Below are 16,664 nucleotides of genomic sequence, written 5' to 3' on the forward strand. Positions count from 1 at the left end.
CGCAACCCGTTACTCCGGCGCTACCGATCCGGATTGGGCAACACCCGGAACCGTACGGAAGCGGTTGCGAAACTGCCGAACAGGCCGCGCCCGCCCTCCACATGATCGATCACATTAGGCACTTCGCCCGGTGCTAAGGTCGAACCGCCCTGGCCCCCCTGCTGTACCGCATTCGAACGCACAAAATCGAATACGTTGTCGTCGATCGCCTGAATCCGCATCTCGTTGAGGCCATAAAAGGCCAGCCCGATCCACGGATACCGGATGAGCATCCCGCCGCTCGGCGTCCGGTCGAAATTTTCGCCGTTCAGAGGCGGCGACAAGGTCTCTCGAAGCGTAAAAACATCTTCGCCGATGGCATCGGCGAACGGGGTCAGATTCGTCGTATCGGGCTCGAGTGAAACCGTGGTGATCAGAAAAATGCTCTGGCGGCCGGGATAGAAGGGCTCCGTAATCTCGAACAGAGGCGCTTCGTCTGCATCGTACACAAACGTGCGTTCTTCCATATCCACAAAACGGAAAAGGGCAGGCACCGTCGTTTCCGACGTGACCGTTCCGGCTCCGGGAACGTCCACGACAAGGCGGTACGCCCGGAGCGGCAACACATCCACTACCTCCCGCGTGCGGTATCGCCCGGAAGCCGGGCGAGGAGCAAACAAATCCCAGGATGTCTCAACGCCGTTGCCTCCATTTTCGAGCAGTTCAATGCGCACTGTAGCGTCCGGCACGCCCTGGACAGCGGGATCGTAGGTTTCGTTGACCGGGAGCGTCCGGCTCACGGTAACATAGCCGACAGGTTGTCCGGCTTCGAGATAGCCTTCCACGACGATCTCTTCCTCGAACGCCGGCGGATCGACGGTGTCGCAACCGGACAACGCCGCCGCAAAAGCGGTCGCCGCAAGAACGAATATCCATGCTGAGGTCGAGCGCATGTCAGAAATCGAAGGTGAACGAGATGTTCGGCAGCGGCACGGGAATCTGCGGTATGTCGTTGCGTACGATATCCGCCGCATCGGTGAAATCGAAGAAATAAAACCAGATATTGCGCCGGTTGTATGCGTTGAGCACCTGCGCTTGCAGTTCGAAACCCGCCCCGAACAATGTGGTGCGCCAGGAAACGCCGAGATCCAGCCGGTGATAGGCGGGCAGGCGACGATTGTTGTATTTCGTGACCAGTACATTGTACCAATCCGAATCGAACGGTGAATTCACGAGGCGGTATTGCCCGAGCGGTTCGGTGTAGGCCTGGCCGGTCGCATAGATCCAGACAGCGCTGGCCCGGAAAGCGCGCGATATTTCGACATTGAGCACCGTCTTCACGTCCAGTGTCCGATCGTATTTGGGCGGATAAAACCTGAAATCGTTGACGATCGGAAACCGCCGCTCGGTCCGGCTCAGCGTGCCGGCCACGAACCCGTTCAAGCGCCCTTGCGAGCGCTGCAGGGTCGTTTCAAGGCCATAGGCACGGCCGTCCCCGACACGAAACAACTCGGAATAGGCCAGCCCCCCCACGTCCTGTATGAAAGGATCCCATTCAAAGAGATTCTCCATCGTGCGGTAATAGGCCTCCACATCCAGATTGAAGCCGAACGGCGAGATGTGTTTCATGCCGATTACAGCCTGATTGCCGTGCGAAGGGCGTACCCCCTCTCCGGTGGCCAGCCAAGTGTCGAACCCCGGTACAAGTTCGCTGGTTATGAGCGTAAGAAACTGGTAGTACCTCCCGTAGGCGGCCTGAAGCCGCAAAGCCGGCGTCGGTTCGTATTCGAACGACAGGCGGGGCGACGCCCGGAAAAACCCGCCTTCCTCGAAATAATTGCCCCGGACGCCGCCTTCGACAGTCATGCGGGGCGTCGGTCGCCAACTGGTTTGCGCATACGCAGAGGTATACACGCTCCGGGTAAGCCAATCGATCGCCGTTTCCTCGTTGAAATCCGTGCGGAAACGCAAGGTCAGAAATCCTGACCAGAAACCGGCCTTCGCCGAAATATTCCCGCCGGGGATATATTCGAAATCGCCCTTGACGGAAATATCGTCTACCGTATTTTCGTTCTCGATAGGCGTGGCCGCCAGTTCGATCCTCGGCGTGTTGAAATACCGGGACCCCGTGAACGTAAAGTTGGAAAAGAGCTCCTGCGAAAAAAGATGAGTCCAGTTCACGCTCAGCGTCCTGTTCCCGTACCGGATACTTGCAAATGCATCATCCACGATTTCGATATCGAGCACATCCTGCCCGGCGTAGAACGCAAGCGAAATAAGGTCCCTGTTCGACAGGTCGAAATTGAATTTCCCGTTCACGTCCACAAAGTAAAACGCGTCCGGAATACCCTCCGTCCCGGACTGGCGCAAAAAATACAATAGCGGCTCGACGGTGGAGCGCCGCATCGCCAGCATATAGGAACCCCGGTTCCACGGCCCCTCGACCATCGCCCGCGAAGAAAGCAAACCGATGCTGAGGCCGGCGTCGAATTCGCGCCGGTTGCCGTCGCGGTTGTAGATATCGACGACCGAACCCAGACGCCCGCCGTACTCGGCAGGGAACCCGCCCTTGTAGAGCCGCACATCCTTGATGGCGTCCGGATTGAACGTTGAAAACACCCCGAAGAAATGCGACGGGTTGTAGATGGTGGTGCGGTCGAGCAGAATGAGCGTCTGGTCCGGACCGCCACCTCGGATATAGAGACCGCTGGAATAATCCGAAGCCGCTTTCACGCCGGGCAGCAGTTGCAGGGATCGGAATACGTCCGGCTGCAGAAGTGCCGGAAGCGACTTGATGAGCTGCGTCTGGAGCTGCTGTACGCCGACCTTGCGGGCTTCGTACAGTTCTTCCCGCTCCCCGGTGACCGTGATTTCCTCGATGTCCTGCTCTTCCGGAAGCAGTTCGATATCCAGCCGGCGCTGCTCGCCCGGGGCCAGTTCGAGCTCGACGCGTTCCGTACGATACCCGATGTAGGACACCGCAACCGTCAAGGCACCCTGAGGAATGTTCGTTACTGTGTAATACCCCGAGTTATTGGTGGCGGCGCCGATCAACGTACCCTCCACCCGCACATTCGCCAGGAGCAGTGTTTCCCCGGACGTGGCGTCGCGGACATAGCCGCTGAGCGAGGCGCTATCCTGAGCAAGTGTTGCTCCTGTAATCAACATAGACAGAAGCGCCGGCAGGAGACAATACGAAATACGCATGAACAGCGGCTGCCGCGACGGCATGACAGGGAAAAGAGGGGGCATCTTGTTTTAGCCCGGCGCCGGGAAAGGTTCCGGGGGATGGGATGCCTTGCTCGAACGGGCTCTGGACCATCTCGGCATGAATTGCCGATGGGCTTTTGCGATAAAGACCGCTAACGTATCTGCTCATTTGGCAACCTATGGGTTAAATCCGAGTCGGGAAGGCCGGTGTAAATGTTGCCTTGAGCATTCTCCGTCTTCGGGATAAGCTCCGTGTACGGCACGATGTACGCCGGGTCCGGCGCAAGCATAGCGACCAGCCATAAGATAACCTCGTCGTCCCACTCCTTGACGTCGGCACGGTCAACCACCGTGCCGCCAAGTTCAACGATATAATGGGCCACCTCCCTCGTCATGGGCTTGTACTCGCCCTTAATACCCACATTGCTGTCGTTAGTGGTCGCCTGAACGCGGAAAGAACGCCTTATCTCGTCCGGGCCAACTTCCTGATCGTACGGATAATACCAGTCGTACTGTTCAAGGTATTTGTTCCGGTAGTCGTTAAACACGTTGTCTGTGTTGCACGGCTCCTGCTTGTACTGCCACTGGATTTCCCGTATGTGGTCAACAAGCGGATGGATGACTTTCTGATAGTCCGTCTGCATGGTTGTAGGGGTTATTTTCGTTAATAGGGACACCCATTTCATGCTCTGAGATGACCACGACAAGGGCCACATCTTTTTTCGGGCCACCGAAGTTACCAGGAAGCCAAGCAGAAAAAAAACTCGTGGGACAGAAAAATGCGCCTTTAATACCCTTTTATGAGTAGAAATTACTCAAAAGGGATAAAGCGGATCATTGGAGCCCGGCGAGATCCGCCGAAATCTGCCCAATCAAAACCGACCCACCTCTGCCCTATACAGCTGTGGGGCAAGAGCAACATGCTGCTTAATACATCCCGGAAGCGAGAACATACGAGGATCGCGGCTAAAAGAAAACAGTCGATACAATGCATACTGCGATTCCTTTTTCTCCGAAAAGGCAACTTCGTTCTGTGTAATTAAAAATGGCTGATACATACCGCTATTGGTGGTTTTCACTTCGATAAACAGTTTATCATCCGTTTCACCATCAAACGAACGGATGTCATACCCCGCGCCATCGCCCTTCTCCTTGCTTGTCCATTCTACGTCGGAAAGCAAATCGTCGCGCCCAGCACGCCGCAGACGAAATTTTTCATATTCCAACACAAATTCCTCTCCTCGTTCACCGAGTTGTCTGTTACGCGCTTCCCGCGCGGCGTAGTCGATACGGCGCGGTCGAGCGGTATACCCGAGAGCAGGCCCCGATACAATGTCTTTTCTTGGAGGCGTAATTTTTTTCTCCGGAGGATCAACAAGAACCTCGTCAAAAAATGACCCATCAAATAACATGCCCCTTTCCTGATTCAGTTTATCTTCTTGGGTAATCAGGTTATTTTCTTCTTTGCCCAGCCTGTCTATTACCACGTCCCGTAACAGTCTTTGATAATTTTTCGCGGGGCGATAACCTCGTATATACACGTGACCTTCCTCCAATAAGATCGCGGATATATTCCCATGTTTAAATTCTATGGCCCCCTCAGACCTGTTATTCAGCTTCCCTTGCAGCACTCGAAGATGCTCCGCTTTAATAAAGGGCTCTCCACGACATTCGCGCGACAACATATCGATATAATCGGCAACGATCGCTTCACACTCCACCCTGCTCCATGTATCGCCTCGGGGCATCTATCAAGGTTTGGGAAAATCAAAAAGGCTTCCAGAGTATAATCTTACGAGCCAGGCAGAACACCCTGCATGGCGCTTTTCGTGTAAAAGAATACATCCCGGAGCCTGCCCTGTCAAGCAGAACAAGCCGGATTATGCCCTGAATACAGCGTCTTGATTTTTCGCCCGGCGCCCCTATCTCGCACCTCCCGCCCCCTCTCCTGTCACCCCTTCACGAAATTTTCCTTTAATTCCTTGCATATCAAGGACTTGTGAAGTTTTAGGAAAGGGCCGAAAAGTTGCAGCACAGGGCCGAATTTCGTATTTTACAGCGATAGGGTCTTTCCCGGATTTCCTCCGGGAAACATCGAGGCAATTCCAACCGGCACGCAATCCATATGGAACAGGACGACTCGCGGATCATCCCGATCAATATCGAGGAGGAAATGAAGTCCTCGTACATCGATTATTCGATGTCGGTGATCGTAAGCCGGGCGCTGCCGGACATCCGCGACGGGCTCAAGCCCGTACACCGGCGCGTGCTGTACGGAATGAGCGATCTGGGCCTGACGGCAGGGGCCGGCTACAAGAAAAGCGCCCGCCTGGTCGGGGAAGTGCTCGGGAAGTACCACCCGCACGGGGACGGTTCGGTGTACGACACCATGGTGCGCATGGCCCAGCATTTCTCCATGCGGTCCCCGCTCGTGGACGGACAGGGTAACTTCGGCTCGATCGACGGAGACGCCGCCGCCGCCATGCGGTATACGGAAGCCCGGATGACGCGCATCGCGGAGGAAATGCTCCGGGACATCCAGAAGGAAACCGTCAATTTTCAAGAGAACTTCGACGGCTCCCTCGAAGAACCGTCCGTATTGCCTGCGGCGATTCCCAATCTGCTCCTGAACGGCTCCGACGGCATTGCCGTGGGGATGGCCACGAAAATCCCTCCGCATAATCTGAAGGAAACGGTCAACGCCGTCATTGCTTATATCGACGACGACGCCATTGGCGTCGATGGCCTGATGGAGCACCTGCCGGCGCCCGACTTTCCTACGGGCGGCATCATCTACGGCTACGCAGGCGTGCAGGAAGCGTACCGGACGGGCCGCGGCCGCATTGTGATGCGCGCCAAAATGCACGAGGAAGAAATTCGAGCCGGGAGAGACGCGCTCATCATTACGGAAATCCCCTACCAGGTCAACAAGAGTTCGCTGCTCGAAAAAATCGCCCACCATGTCAAGGAAAAGCGCATCGAGGGCATCAGCGACCTGCGCGACGAATCCGACCGCGACGGCCTGCGCATCGTGGTCGAGATAAAAAACGACGCGATGCCGCTCGTCGTGCAGAACCAGCTGTACAAATACACGCAGTGCCAGCAGTCCTTCGGCGTGAATATGGTGGCGCTGGTGAACGGCCGGCCGAAGACCATCACGCTGAAAGACGCCGTACAGCACTATGTGAAGCACCGGCACGAGATCGTGGAGCGGCGCACCCGGTTCGATCTGCGCAAGGCGCAGGATCGGGCGCACATCCTTGAAGGCCTCACGATCGCGCTCGACCATCTCGACCAGGTCATTACGATCATCCGCCATTCGGAGGATACCGACACGGCCCGCGCCAACCTGATGGAAGGGGTCTATCCGGCCCAGTTGACGGCCGCGCAACTCAAGCGACTCGGCCTGCCGCCTGCGGACGGCCCCATGTTCTCGCTTACGCAGCCCCAGGCCGACGCTATTCTTGCGCTGCGGCTGAGCCGCCTGACGGGCCTCGAGCGCCAGAAAATCGAGCAGGAATACCGGGACGTCCTTGAGGAAATAGGCCGTCTCGAAAACATTCTCGCCGAACGCGGTCTGCGCATGCAGATCATCAAGGACGAGTTGCTCGATATCCGGGAGAAGTACGCCGACGAGCGGCGCACGGAGATCGACTACATGGGCGGGGGCGAGTTCGAGATGGAGGACATGATCGAAGAGGAGCAGGTCGTCGTGACCATCTCGCACCAGGCGCTGATCAAACGGACCTCCCTTGCCGAATACCGTCAGCAGGGACGGGGCGGCGTGGGCATGAAAGGGACCGGAAAACGGGACGAGGATTATGTCGAGCACATGTTCGTCTCATCCACGCACGACTATCTGCTGTATTTCACCGATCACGGCCAGTGCTACTCGCTGCGCGTCTATGAGATACCGGACGGATCGCGCACCGCCAAAGGCAGATCGATCCGTAACCTGATACAGATCGACCATGAGGACCGCGTGCGGGCCGTGCTGGCGGTGCCGAAAGCGCAGTTCACAGACGAGGAGTTCCGCAAAACGCATTACGTCATGATGGCCACGCGCAAGGGGCTGGTCAAGAAGACGGCGCTGGAAGCCTTCAAGCGCCCGTTGCGGTCGGGGATCATCGCCATCTCCATCGTGGAGGGAGACGAGCTGATCGAGGCCCGGCTGACGAGCGGCAATGCCCATGTGTTTCTGGCTTCGTCGGGCGGCAAGGCCATTCGCTTCGACGAAAAGGAAGCCCGGCCCATGGGACGCGACACGCGCGGCGTGCGAGGCATTTCGCTGCGTGGGGATGAAGATGTGGTCGGGATGGTCGTGACGGAAAACGGGGAACGCGAGATTCTCGCCATCAGCGAAAACGGCTACGGAAAACGCAGCCGCATGGAAGATTACACGCCGCAGGGACGAGGCGGCATGGGGCGCATCACGCTCAAAACGACGGAAAGAGTGGGACCGCTGGTGGCCATCCGGGATGTGGTAGGCGACGACGACCTGATGATCGTAACCCGGAAAGGCCTGATGATCCGCATGAACGTAGGCGACATTTCGGTGCAGGGTCGGAATACGCAGGGCGTCCGCCTCATCAACCTGAAAGAAGGGGACGCTATCGCCGACGTCACCCGCCTCGTGATCGAGGAAAACGACGAGGAAGGAGAAGAAGAAGCGGAAAATGCGAAAGAAGAGTAGCGGATCAGGCGCGATTTTTAGTGCGCGCCTCTGGACTATACGATTTTTGCATAATTGGATGCCGAATTATGCAGATTTTGCATAATTGAGATCGGCAGCCGGGATCCGGCTACAAGTTCATCCTTTGCAACACCCCATCGATGAGGTCTATCCCCTGGTCCAGTTCGTCCGCCGTGACGACAAGCGGGGGCCTGAAGCGTACGGACGAAACGCCGCAACCCAGCATAACCAGCCCGGCCTCGTAGCACTTCTCGAGAAAGGCGGCGCGCACTTCCAGATCGGGCAGATCGAAAGCGCACATGAGGCCCCGCCCCCGAACATTGCTGACGCAGGGATGCGCATCGGCCAGTTCATGCAGGCGCATGAGCAGATGCGCTCCCAGCCCGTCCACCCGGCCTACGATATCCTGTTCCTCCATGACCTCCAGAATCCGGTCGAAGCGAACCATGTCCGCAAGATTGCCGCCCCAGGTCGAATTAATCCGGCCCGGCAACCGGAATACATGATCGTCCACCTCGTCCATCTTCGGACCGGCCAGCACCCCGCAGACCTGGGTCTTCTTTCCGAATGCGATCAGGTCGGGACGCACGCCGAGCATCTGGTGTGCCCAGAACCGTCCGGTAATGCCAACGCCGGTCTGCACTTCGTCGAAGATGAACAGCGCGTCGTTCTCGTGGGCCAGGTCCTTCAGCCGGGCGAGGAATTCCGGGCGAAAGTGATTATCCCCTCCCTCCCCCTGGATAGGCTCGACGATCACGGAAGCAATGTCGTCTCCGCAGGCCAAAAAATGCTCCCGTGCCCGGTCGAGTGCAAAGGCTTCGGCCCGCTCGACTTCTTCGAGGTGCGCCTTCAGCGGATGAACGATTTTGGGGTTCGGGATGCGCGGCCAGTCGAAAACGGGAAAGTGCCGGGTCTTGTTGGGATCCGCCGTGTTGGTGAGCGAAAGCGTGTATCCGGAACGCCCATGGAACGCCTGTTCCAGATGCAGCACCTTCCTCCCGAGTTCGCCCCCGCGGCCCTTCGCCCTGTTTTTCCGAACCTTCCAGTCGAACGCCGCCTTCAGGGCATTCTCGACCGCCGCCGCGCCGCCGGAAATAAAGAACGCATAGGGCAGATATTCCGGAATCGCCATGCGGGAAAACGTCCGAGCGAACCGCGCCATATGCACGGTGGCCATATCCGAATTCGTGACTTTGTGGAACGCCGCTTCCAGCAAACGCTCCCGAAAATCCGCGTCCTCAACGAGGGCGGGGTGGTTCATCCCCAGCACACTGGAAGCAAAGAATCCGAAAAAGTCGAGGTATTCCCTGCCTGTGACCGCATCGCAAAGATGCACGCCCCGGCTGCGCTGCATATCCAGCACGAGGGGCTTCATGCCGCGCACCTGTAAATGCTCCGACAGAATACGCCGTACATCCCCGGGGGTTACCGTGTTTGAAGCCGTACTACGCATGCGAGTTTGCTAACGGTTACAAAAAAGCATCGACCTCCTTGCTACATACCATTGCCGCATGGATACTCTGATTAAGTCCGCAAAGTTCAGAGGCTGAAAGGGGTGCGCTGGCAAGAAATGACGAAGAAGTGTGGCGGGCCCCACACAATGAGGAATGACGCAGCCAGCGCGCTCCTCTCAGCCTCCCGAAGGGCGCTTAACGCACAAACGTGAAGCGCTGATCGAAGTGGACTTGGTCAGAGTATCCATAAAAGGATTCCGGGGGATCCGATCGGACGGTCAACCGTATTCCTGCATCGGAAAATGTATGAACGTATAGTTCATTCCGGAAACCACCCCATCCAGCGTACGCGCCTTTCCCGTTCCATGCCCCGCCCATCTGCAGAAAAGCCCAAGCGCCCCGGCGACATCCGGCTCGAACGGGTGAAGAAGGAGCCGCTTTTCTCTTCCGGCGACGGCGATCCGGGCCTGTTCGAACTCCCGGTAGTGGAGCAGCCGGACATTGCCAATACCCGGGGCCGCCGCCCCGACTGGCTCCGCGTCAAGCTCCCGTACGGACCCACCTACCGGAACGTGGCCCGCATCATCGAGGACCATAACCTGCACACGGTCTGCCAGAGCGCGCGATGCCCCAATATGGGAGAATGCTGGAGCGCGGGCACGGCCACCTTCATGATCCTGGGGAACGTATGCACGCGTTCGTGCGGCTTCTGCGCCGTGATGACGGGCCGCCCGCCGGAGGGCCTGGACTGGGATGAACCGGACCGCGTCGCCAGGGCAGCCCGCCTCATGGAGTTGAATCATGCGGTCGTAACGAGCGTCAACCGCGACGAACGCAAGGACGGCGGCGCCCCGATCTTCGCGGAAACAATCCGCAAGATCCGCGAAGCACGGAAGGGTTGTACGGTCGAAGTGCTGATTCCCGATTTCCGGGGCGACCGGGAGGCGCTGCAGATGGTGATCGACGCCCGGCCGGATATCATGAATCACAATGTGGAAACGGTTCCGCGCCTTTACCGCCGCGTCCGCCCGCAAGCCGATTACCGGCAGTCGCTCGAAGTGCTTCGCATCTCGAAGGAAGCAGGATTGCGCACGAAAAGCGGCATCATGGTCGGGCTGGGCGAAACGGAAGCCGAAGTGTTCGACCTGATGGACGATTTTGTGGCGAACGGGGTGGACGTCATGACGATCGGGCAGTATCTGCAACCGACGCGCATGCATCTTCCCGTCGAGGAATTCATTCACCCGGACACGTTCGCACAGTACAAGGTCGTCGGTGAAGCCAAGGGAATCGATCATGTCGAAAGCGGCCCCCTCGTGCGGTCGTCCTACCACGCCGAGCGGCATGTAGCATCCGATCCGGCCTGACCGAAGGCTTGCTGCCGTTATTCACCGACAGGCCTGTACACACGCACCACTACGCACGTTTTATCCGATTCACCGTATACATATGGAGCGCACGCTTGCCATTCTGAAACCCGATTGCGTCCGCAAGGGCCTCATCGGAGAAGTCATTCGTCGCATTCAGGAAGCCGGATTCGTCCTGCGCGCCCTGCGGATGCAACAACTCACCCGAAAGGAAGCCGAAGGGTTTTACGCCGTACACAAGGGGCGTCCGTTCTTCGACGAACTGACGGAATTCATGTCGAGCGGTCCATGCGTCCCGATGGTGCTGGAAAAAGAGAATGCCGTGGAGGATTTTCGCGCACTGATCGGCGCCACCGATCCGGCAGAGGCAGCGGAGGGCACCATCCGCCATGCTTTTGCGGACAACAAGGGACAAAACATCGTTCACGGATCCGATTCCGTCGCCAATGGAACCATCGAGGCCGGCTATTTCTTCTGCGAACGCGAACTGGTGGCGAACGGGGCATAACGCCCTGTACGCCGGCATGCTTGCCGCGCTGTTTTTTTGCCTGGGGTGCGGCAACGCCGCCGAACGGACTGATGCTGCCGCAGCGGCCTCCGGGACGGCGGAGGCGCCGCCTGTTAAAACAGGCGCGGCGGTGCTGGCGGAGCGCGGGTTCGACCTGCTCGACGGAAAACGCGTCGGCCTGGTAGTCAACCATACGGCCCGCGTCGACACGACCCATCTGATCGACCTGATCGCCGCCGCCCCGAACGTGGAGCTTGCAGCCCTCTTCGGCCCCGAACACGGCTTGCGCGGCACTGCCGACGCCGGAGAGAAAATCGCCGACGGGCGGGACGAACGCACCGGCGTGCCGGTCTACAGCCTCTACGGGGAAACGCGCAAACCGACCCCGGATATGCTCGCCGGCGCCGATGTGCTGGTATTCGACATTCAGGATATCGGAGCCCGGTTCTACACCTACATTTCAACGATGGGCCTGGCCATGCAGGCAGCGGCCGAACAGGGCATTGCATTCGTCGTCCTGGATCGCCCCAACCCGCTGGGAGGAAACTACGTATCGGGCTTTATGCTCGAACCGGAGCATACGTCCTTCGTGGGGCAGTACCCCATCCCCATGGTCCACGGGATGACCGTCGGGGAACTGGCCCGCATGATCCGGGACGAATCCATGATGGAAGGACTGGACGGGTTGGACCTTCATGTCGTCGAAATGGAAGGCTGGCGGCGAGACATGCTCTGGCCCGAGACGGGACTTCCCTGGATTGCGCCCAGTCCCAACATTCCGGATTTCGAAACTGCTCTCGTCTACCCCGGTCCCGTTCTTTTCGAGGCCACGTCGGCCAGCGAAGGACGAGGCACCCGGCAGCCTTTCGTGCAGGTCGGGGCGCCCTGGCTTGACGGGCAGGCGGCTGCCGATTCGCTCAATGCGCAGAGGCTCCCCGGCGTGCGGTTCGAGGCCATCGTGTTCACCCCGGAAAGCATACCGGGCATGGCTTCCCATCCGAAACTGGAAGGGCAAGCCCTGGAGGGAATCCGCCATATCCTTACCGACGAGCGGGCATTCCGGCCGGTAGAAACCGGAATACATGTCCTCGACGTATTCCGGAGGCAGGCTGCATCGAATACGCCGGAGAAACTGGTGAACCGCCCCGCCGGAATGGCCCGGCTTGCCGGCACGCAACGTCTGCTGAGCATGCTGCAGGAAGGGGCATCGCCCGAAACCGTCATCGCATCGTGGGAACGCGAGGTGCTCGCCTTTCGCGAGATGCGCGCGGCGTCGCTCCTTTATCCGTGAAGCGAACCGACGTGTGGCCGTTTACAGGGGAGATTACCGAACTGTTTATCGGGCAGCGGCCCGGGATTTTTTCGGAAAATCTTTCTCCTCTTCCGGCCGCACAAGAATAGCCCAGATGATCTCCAGATATCCGCCCAGAATAATGAGGGGGGCAATGTACAGCGAAACGAATCCTTCCACCTGGTTGTCGATACGCATCATCGCGTATCCCAGCACCACCGCAGCCACGCCGATCAGGAGCAGCAGATAATTCTTGCGGCGAAACACCATACGCACACTGCGGCGTTGCTTGCGGGCCTGCGGGGTGCGGCGTCGTCCGGAAGGCTTTGCCATCTATACCATGAACAGGATGAGCATCAAAACGTACTGTCAAGGCGAACCCGACGGGCGCATTCAGGTTCCATGTCCTGGCGATCCCTTATGCGAAACACCGTGAACGATTTACCTGCTACGAAGCGCCGACGCCTTGCAACCCTGCCGGCAGCGGCTATCGCTCTTGCATTCGCAACGGCCCCTACCGGCCCGCCGCCGGACCTCGATACCATTCTCAACGGGTCCATCTCCCGGAACGCTTTCTGGGGCGTGTATGTGCAGCATGTCGAAACCGGCGAAACCTGGTACGAGCACAACGCCTCGAACGCTTTTCTCCCCGCATCCAATCAGAAAATTTTTACTTCGGCTACTGCCCTCGACGCCCTCGGCGGCGATTACCGGTACCGCACCGTGCTGTACTTTGACGGGCAGGTGGAAGGGAGTGTCCTGAAAGGGGATCTCGTACTGCGCGGCTCGGGCGACCCCACGTTCGGAAGCGAGCAGGTCCGCCGCAGGGATCCCCTCAGAACATGGGCAGCGGACCTGGCCGACATGGGCATCAGGCGGATCGAGGGGCGTATCGTGGGAGATGACAACGCCTTCGACGATCAGCCGTATGCAGAGGGCTGGGATATCGACTTTGTCACCTCCAGAGCCAGCCGTGAGGTGGGTGTAAGCATTGGCGGCCTCGCATACAACGACAATGTCGTCCTGGTAAGTATCCGGGCCGGCTCCCCGGGACGCCCCCCCCGGGTCAGTATGAATCCCGACGGATTCCTCGACTTTCAGAACCGGATGGTCACGGCCAACCGGCGGCGGGGCATCGCCATCACGACCCACCGGGACTTCAGAAACGAACGCATTACCCTGCAAGGAAGCCTCCCGCGCACGTATAACGGAACGGTCGGCGTCCCGGTAGCGAATCCCACGGCCTTTGCCGCCGCCACCTTTGCAAAATATCTGCGCGAAGCAGGTATCGAGGTGCAAGGCGAACCGGTCGATATCGATGACCTGAATGATTTCCGGTACGACAGGGAGCAACCCTTATTCGTGTATGTATCGCCTCCGCTGCTGGACATTCTGAACATCGTCAACAAGGAAAGCAACAATTTCTATGCAGAGCAGGTCTTTCGAACGTATGCTTCCAACGGCTCCGCGCAAGGTGCTGAAAACCGTATCAAGCAACTGTTGAGGCGAGCCGGAGCCGCAACGGGCGACATCGAGGTTCGTGACGGATCCGGACTGTCCCGCAAGAATATGATTACGCCGCGCGCCATGGGCAACCTGTTGACCTACATGCACGGACACGAGCAACGTGAAGCATTCCTTGCTTCGCTTGCCAGAGGCGGAGAGCGGGGATCCACGCTTCGCTACCGACTGAATCGGATGCCCGTCCGCGCCAAAACGGGCTCCCTCGAATTCGTGCGGTCTTTGAGCGGCTACGTTACGACCAGGGACGGGCAAACGCTGGCCTTCGCTGTCTTCGCCAACAACTGCTCGGGGCCATCTTACCGAATCACGCAAACGATCGACCGCATCGTTACAGAACTGGCCGCCTCTTCTTCCCCATCGTAATCCGGCGCCGGCATGCCCTCATTGCTTCCTCACATTCTCGTCGGCGCGCTGATTATCGCTGTGCAATGGCTTTTGCTGGGGAGACTCCATATATGGAATGCCTGGCCGGACGCTGTGCTGCTGTACGTAGCCTGGACAGCCATGCAGTTCGGTCGGCGGAAGGGGGCGCTTACGGGATTCGTGAGCGGTTTTTTTATGGATGCCCTCTACGGAACATGGGGCATTCAGATGTTCGTGAAAACGCTGATCGGATTTCTCATAGGGATTTTCCAGCCCACTGAGCGGGAAAGCTTCCCGGTCGTCCCGTCGTATATTTTCGTTGGCAGCCTCGCCGTGGCGCTATTGCACAACGGGCTGTTTGCTCTGTTCATCGCGCTGGACGCAAGCACGAAAAACGTATCCATCGTCACCGGAATCTGGCTTGGTTCCTCACTCTACACCGCCGCCCTTGCAGGGTTGGCCACGCTCTTCATGACGAGAACGCGCTGACGGGATCGATTTAGGGAAACAGGTCAGTGCAGGCGTGAAATGCTGATCGAAGTGCACTTGATCAGCGTATCCCTACAGGTGGGGACGAAACGCCTCGATCACGCGCGGAAGTGTCTCGTCTGTGATCCCGACCAGAGGCAGGCGCAGCCGGCCGTCCATCCGCCCCATTTCCGCCAGCATGGCTTTGACGGGGATCGGATTCGTCTCGTAGAAACAGGCCCGCATGGCTTCCAGCAGGTCGAAATGCCCCTGGCGCGCATCGTCGAGGCGGCCTTCCAGCGCCGCACGAGTCAGATTGGAGAACGCCGCAGGCAACACATTGGCGACCACGGAAATCACGCCATGCCCGCCCATCGCAACCAGCGGCAACGTCATTTCGTCGTCGCCGGAATACACGGCCAGATGATCGGGGCGGCCCGCAATCAGGTCGCCTATCTGCGCAATGCTTCCGGAAGCCTCCTTGATGCCAACCACCGAGGGGATTTCCTGCGCCAGTTCGAGAATGGTGTCCGGGAGAATGTTGAAGCTGGTGCGGCCGGGCACATTGTACAGCATGATCGGACAATCCGTCTCCGCTGCGATCGCTTGTACGTGGGCCTTGAAGCCCGCCTGCGTCGGTTTGTTGTAGTAGGGCCCCACCACAAGCAGGCCGTCGGCGCCGGCAGCTTCCGCCTGCTTCGAAAAAACGATGCTCTCGCTCGTGGAATTGTTGCCCGTACCCACAATGACGGGTACGCGGCCGTCCACATGCTCTATGGCGGCGATCACAAGTTTTTCGCGCTCCGCAGGCCAGATCGTGGCGTTCTCGCCGGTCGTACCGAGTACAACGAGCGCCTCGACGCCCCCGGCAATCTGCATGTCTGCATGGCGGCAAAACGCCTCGTGATCAATCCGCTCTCCGTCCGGGGTGAACGGCGTCACGAGGGCCGTTCCGGTGCCGGTAAAAAGAAAATCGCCCATGCCTGTGCTATGGTATGATGGTTCCGGTGAAAAAAGTGCGCCTGCCGCATAATGCGCCGGCGCGCATTATGATCCGAGCCATTCGGCCAGCAGATCATCCAGTGTAAAGAGTCCCTTCCGACCCGAAAGCCACTCGGCAGCCCGTACGGCGCCGAACGCGAAACCGCGCCGGCTTTTCGCCTCGTGCGAAAACACCAGTTTATCGAACGGGCTGTCGAGCGAAACATCGTGCTTGCCGACCACGCCGCCCAGCCGGGACGAGGTTACGTGCAGCGCAGCAGCGTCGATGCGCCCGTGTTGCGTTTCGGTTTCAATATGATCCTTCCTCTTGAGCCCATCCACAATCAGATCGGCCAGCATGAGCGCCGTACCGGAAGGGCTGTCAGCCTTGCCGATATGATGCACTTCGTGGACAGCGGCATCGTATTCCGGCAACTCGTCAAGAAGCGGCAGGACGGAGCGGACAACCTGTGCGAGCAAGGCCACGCCGATAGAAAAATTCGGAGCGTAGAGCACAGCGCCGTCGTACTTGTCCACCAGCACCTTCACTTCGTCGAGCCGGTCATACCAGCCGGTCGTGCCGATCACGGCGGGAAGACCCCACCGGCAATACCGTGCGATATTCTCCGGAACCGCACCAGGAAGGGTAAAGTCGATGATCGCATCGGCGGATGCCAGCGCATCAGGCAGATCCGGAACATCGGGCAGAGACGGGTACTGATCGATGTACTCATCGAACCGGGCCACGATTTCGTGCCCGCGCCTCGCAGCGAGTTCGCTCACCGCTTCGCCCATCCGTCCCATTCCAACCAATGCGATTCGCATA

The 16,664-nt window shown here is 58.8% G+C and carries 14 protein-coding genes; 6 read left to right on the forward strand and 8 right to left on the reverse strand.

Annotation, left to right across the window (positions count from 1 at the left end; all coding sequences use genetic code 11):
• Positions 1-20: 20 nt before the first annotated feature.
• The 4 genes from F4Y00_07270 to F4Y00_07285 form a co-directional block, all read right to left on the reverse strand.
• Positions 21-1,013, reverse strand: coding sequence for a DUF4249 domain-containing protein (locus tag F4Y00_07270; protein ID MYE04752.1), 993 nt, complete (start codon positions 1,011-1,013; stop codon positions 21-23).
• Positions 934-3,186 (reverse strand): TonB-dependent receptor, encoded by a 2,253-nt coding sequence (locus tag F4Y00_07275; protein ID MYE04753.1) that lies wholly within the window; start codon positions 3,184-3,186, stop codon positions 934-936. The genes F4Y00_07270 and F4Y00_07275 overlap by 80 nt, the downstream gene beginning before the upstream one ends.
• Before the next feature lie 155 nt (positions 3,187-3,341).
• Positions 3,342-3,833, reverse strand: coding sequence for a hypothetical protein (locus F4Y00_07280; GenBank protein ID MYE04754.1), 492 nt, complete (start codon positions 3,831-3,833; stop codon positions 3,342-3,344).
• Between the two features lie 228 nt (positions 3,834-4,061).
• On the reverse strand, positions 4,062-4,937 hold the full coding sequence (locus F4Y00_07285) for a DUF3883 domain-containing protein (GenBank protein MYE04755.1): 876 nt from the start codon (positions 4,935-4,937) through the stop codon (positions 4,062-4,064).
• A gap of 377 nt (positions 4,938-5,314) precedes the next feature.
• On the opposite strand from F4Y00_07285, the gene gyrA reads away from it, so the two are divergent.
• On the forward strand, positions 5,315-7,882 hold the full coding sequence (gene gyrA, locus F4Y00_07290) for a DNA gyrase subunit A (GenBank protein ID MYE04756.1): 2,568 nt from the start codon (positions 5,315-5,317) through the stop codon (positions 7,880-7,882).
• Between the two features lie 109 nt (positions 7,883-7,991).
• Here the strand turns inward: gyrA and F4Y00_07295 are convergent, their stop codons facing one another.
• Positions 7,992-9,335: an L-lysine 6-transaminase gene (locus F4Y00_07295; GenBank protein ID MYE04757.1), complete on the reverse strand. Its 1,344-nt coding sequence runs from the start codon at positions 9,333-9,335 to the stop codon at positions 7,992-7,994.
• Positions 9,336-9,701: 366 nt separating this feature from the next.
• On the opposite strand from F4Y00_07295, the gene lipA reads away from it, so the two are divergent.
• The 3 genes from lipA to F4Y00_07310 all read left to right on the forward strand — a co-directional run bounded on the left by lipA (position 9,702) and on the right by F4Y00_07310 (position 12,502).
• The gene (gene lipA, locus F4Y00_07300; GenBank protein ID MYE04758.1) at positions 9,702-10,703 is read left to right on the forward strand and encodes a lipoyl synthase; all 1,002 of its coding nucleotides are present in this window, start codon (positions 9,702-9,704) and stop codon (positions 10,701-10,703) included.
• Positions 10,704-10,785: 82 nt separating this feature from the next.
• The gene (locus tag F4Y00_07305) at positions 10,786-11,211 is read left to right on the forward strand and encodes a nucleoside-diphosphate kinase (GenBank protein ID MYE04759.1); all 426 of its coding nucleotides are present in this window, start codon (positions 10,786-10,788) and stop codon (positions 11,209-11,211) included.
• Positions 11,150-12,502, forward strand: coding sequence for a DUF1343 domain-containing protein (locus tag F4Y00_07310; GenBank protein MYE04760.1), 1,353 nt, complete (start codon positions 11,150-11,152; stop codon positions 12,500-12,502). Before F4Y00_07305 ends, F4Y00_07310 begins: the two co-directional genes overlap by 62 nt.
• A 45-nt stretch (positions 12,503-12,547) precedes the next feature.
• On the opposite strand, the gene F4Y00_07315 is transcribed toward F4Y00_07310, so the two are convergent.
• Positions 12,548-12,772 (reverse strand): DUF3098 domain-containing protein, encoded by a 225-nt coding sequence (locus F4Y00_07315; GenBank protein MYE04761.1) that lies wholly within the window; start codon positions 12,770-12,772, stop codon positions 12,548-12,550.
• A gap of 132 nt (positions 12,773-12,904) precedes the next feature.
• Here F4Y00_07315 and dacB point away from each other — a divergent pair, with 132 nt between their 5' ends.
• Both dacB and mreD read left to right on the forward strand, forming a co-directional pair.
• Positions 12,905-14,389 (forward strand): D-alanyl-D-alanine carboxypeptidase/D-alanyl-D-alanine-endopeptidase, encoded by a 1,485-nt coding sequence (gene dacB / locus F4Y00_07320; protein ID MYE04762.1) that lies wholly within the window; start codon positions 12,905-12,907, stop codon positions 14,387-14,389.
• 12 nt (positions 14,390-14,401) lie between these two features.
• Positions 14,402-14,878 carry a rod shape-determining protein MreD gene (gene mreD, locus F4Y00_07325; protein ID MYE04763.1) on the forward strand — a complete coding sequence of 159 codons (477 nt, stop codon included), beginning with the start codon at positions 14,402-14,404 and terminating at the stop codon, positions 14,876-14,878.
• 72 nt (positions 14,879-14,950) lie between these two features.
• Here mreD and F4Y00_07330 read toward each other — a convergent pair whose 3' ends face one another.
• Positions 14,951-15,838 carry a 4-hydroxy-tetrahydrodipicolinate synthase gene (locus tag F4Y00_07330; GenBank protein MYE04764.1) on the reverse strand — a complete coding sequence of 296 codons (888 nt, stop codon included), beginning with the start codon at positions 15,836-15,838 and terminating at the stop codon, positions 14,951-14,953.
• A gap of 66 nt (positions 15,839-15,904) precedes the next feature.
• On the reverse strand, positions 15,905-16,663 hold the full coding sequence (gene dapB / locus F4Y00_07335; GenBank protein ID MYE04765.1) for a 4-hydroxy-tetrahydrodipicolinate reductase: 759 nt from the start codon (positions 16,661-16,663) through the stop codon (positions 15,905-15,907).
• Position 16,664: the final 1 nt, after the last annotated feature.

It is taken from the genome of Bacteroidetes bacterium SB0662_bin_6 (genome assembly GCA_009839485.1).
Classification (GTDB): domain Bacteria; phylum Bacteroidota; class Rhodothermia; order Rhodothermales; family VXPQ01; genus VXPQ01.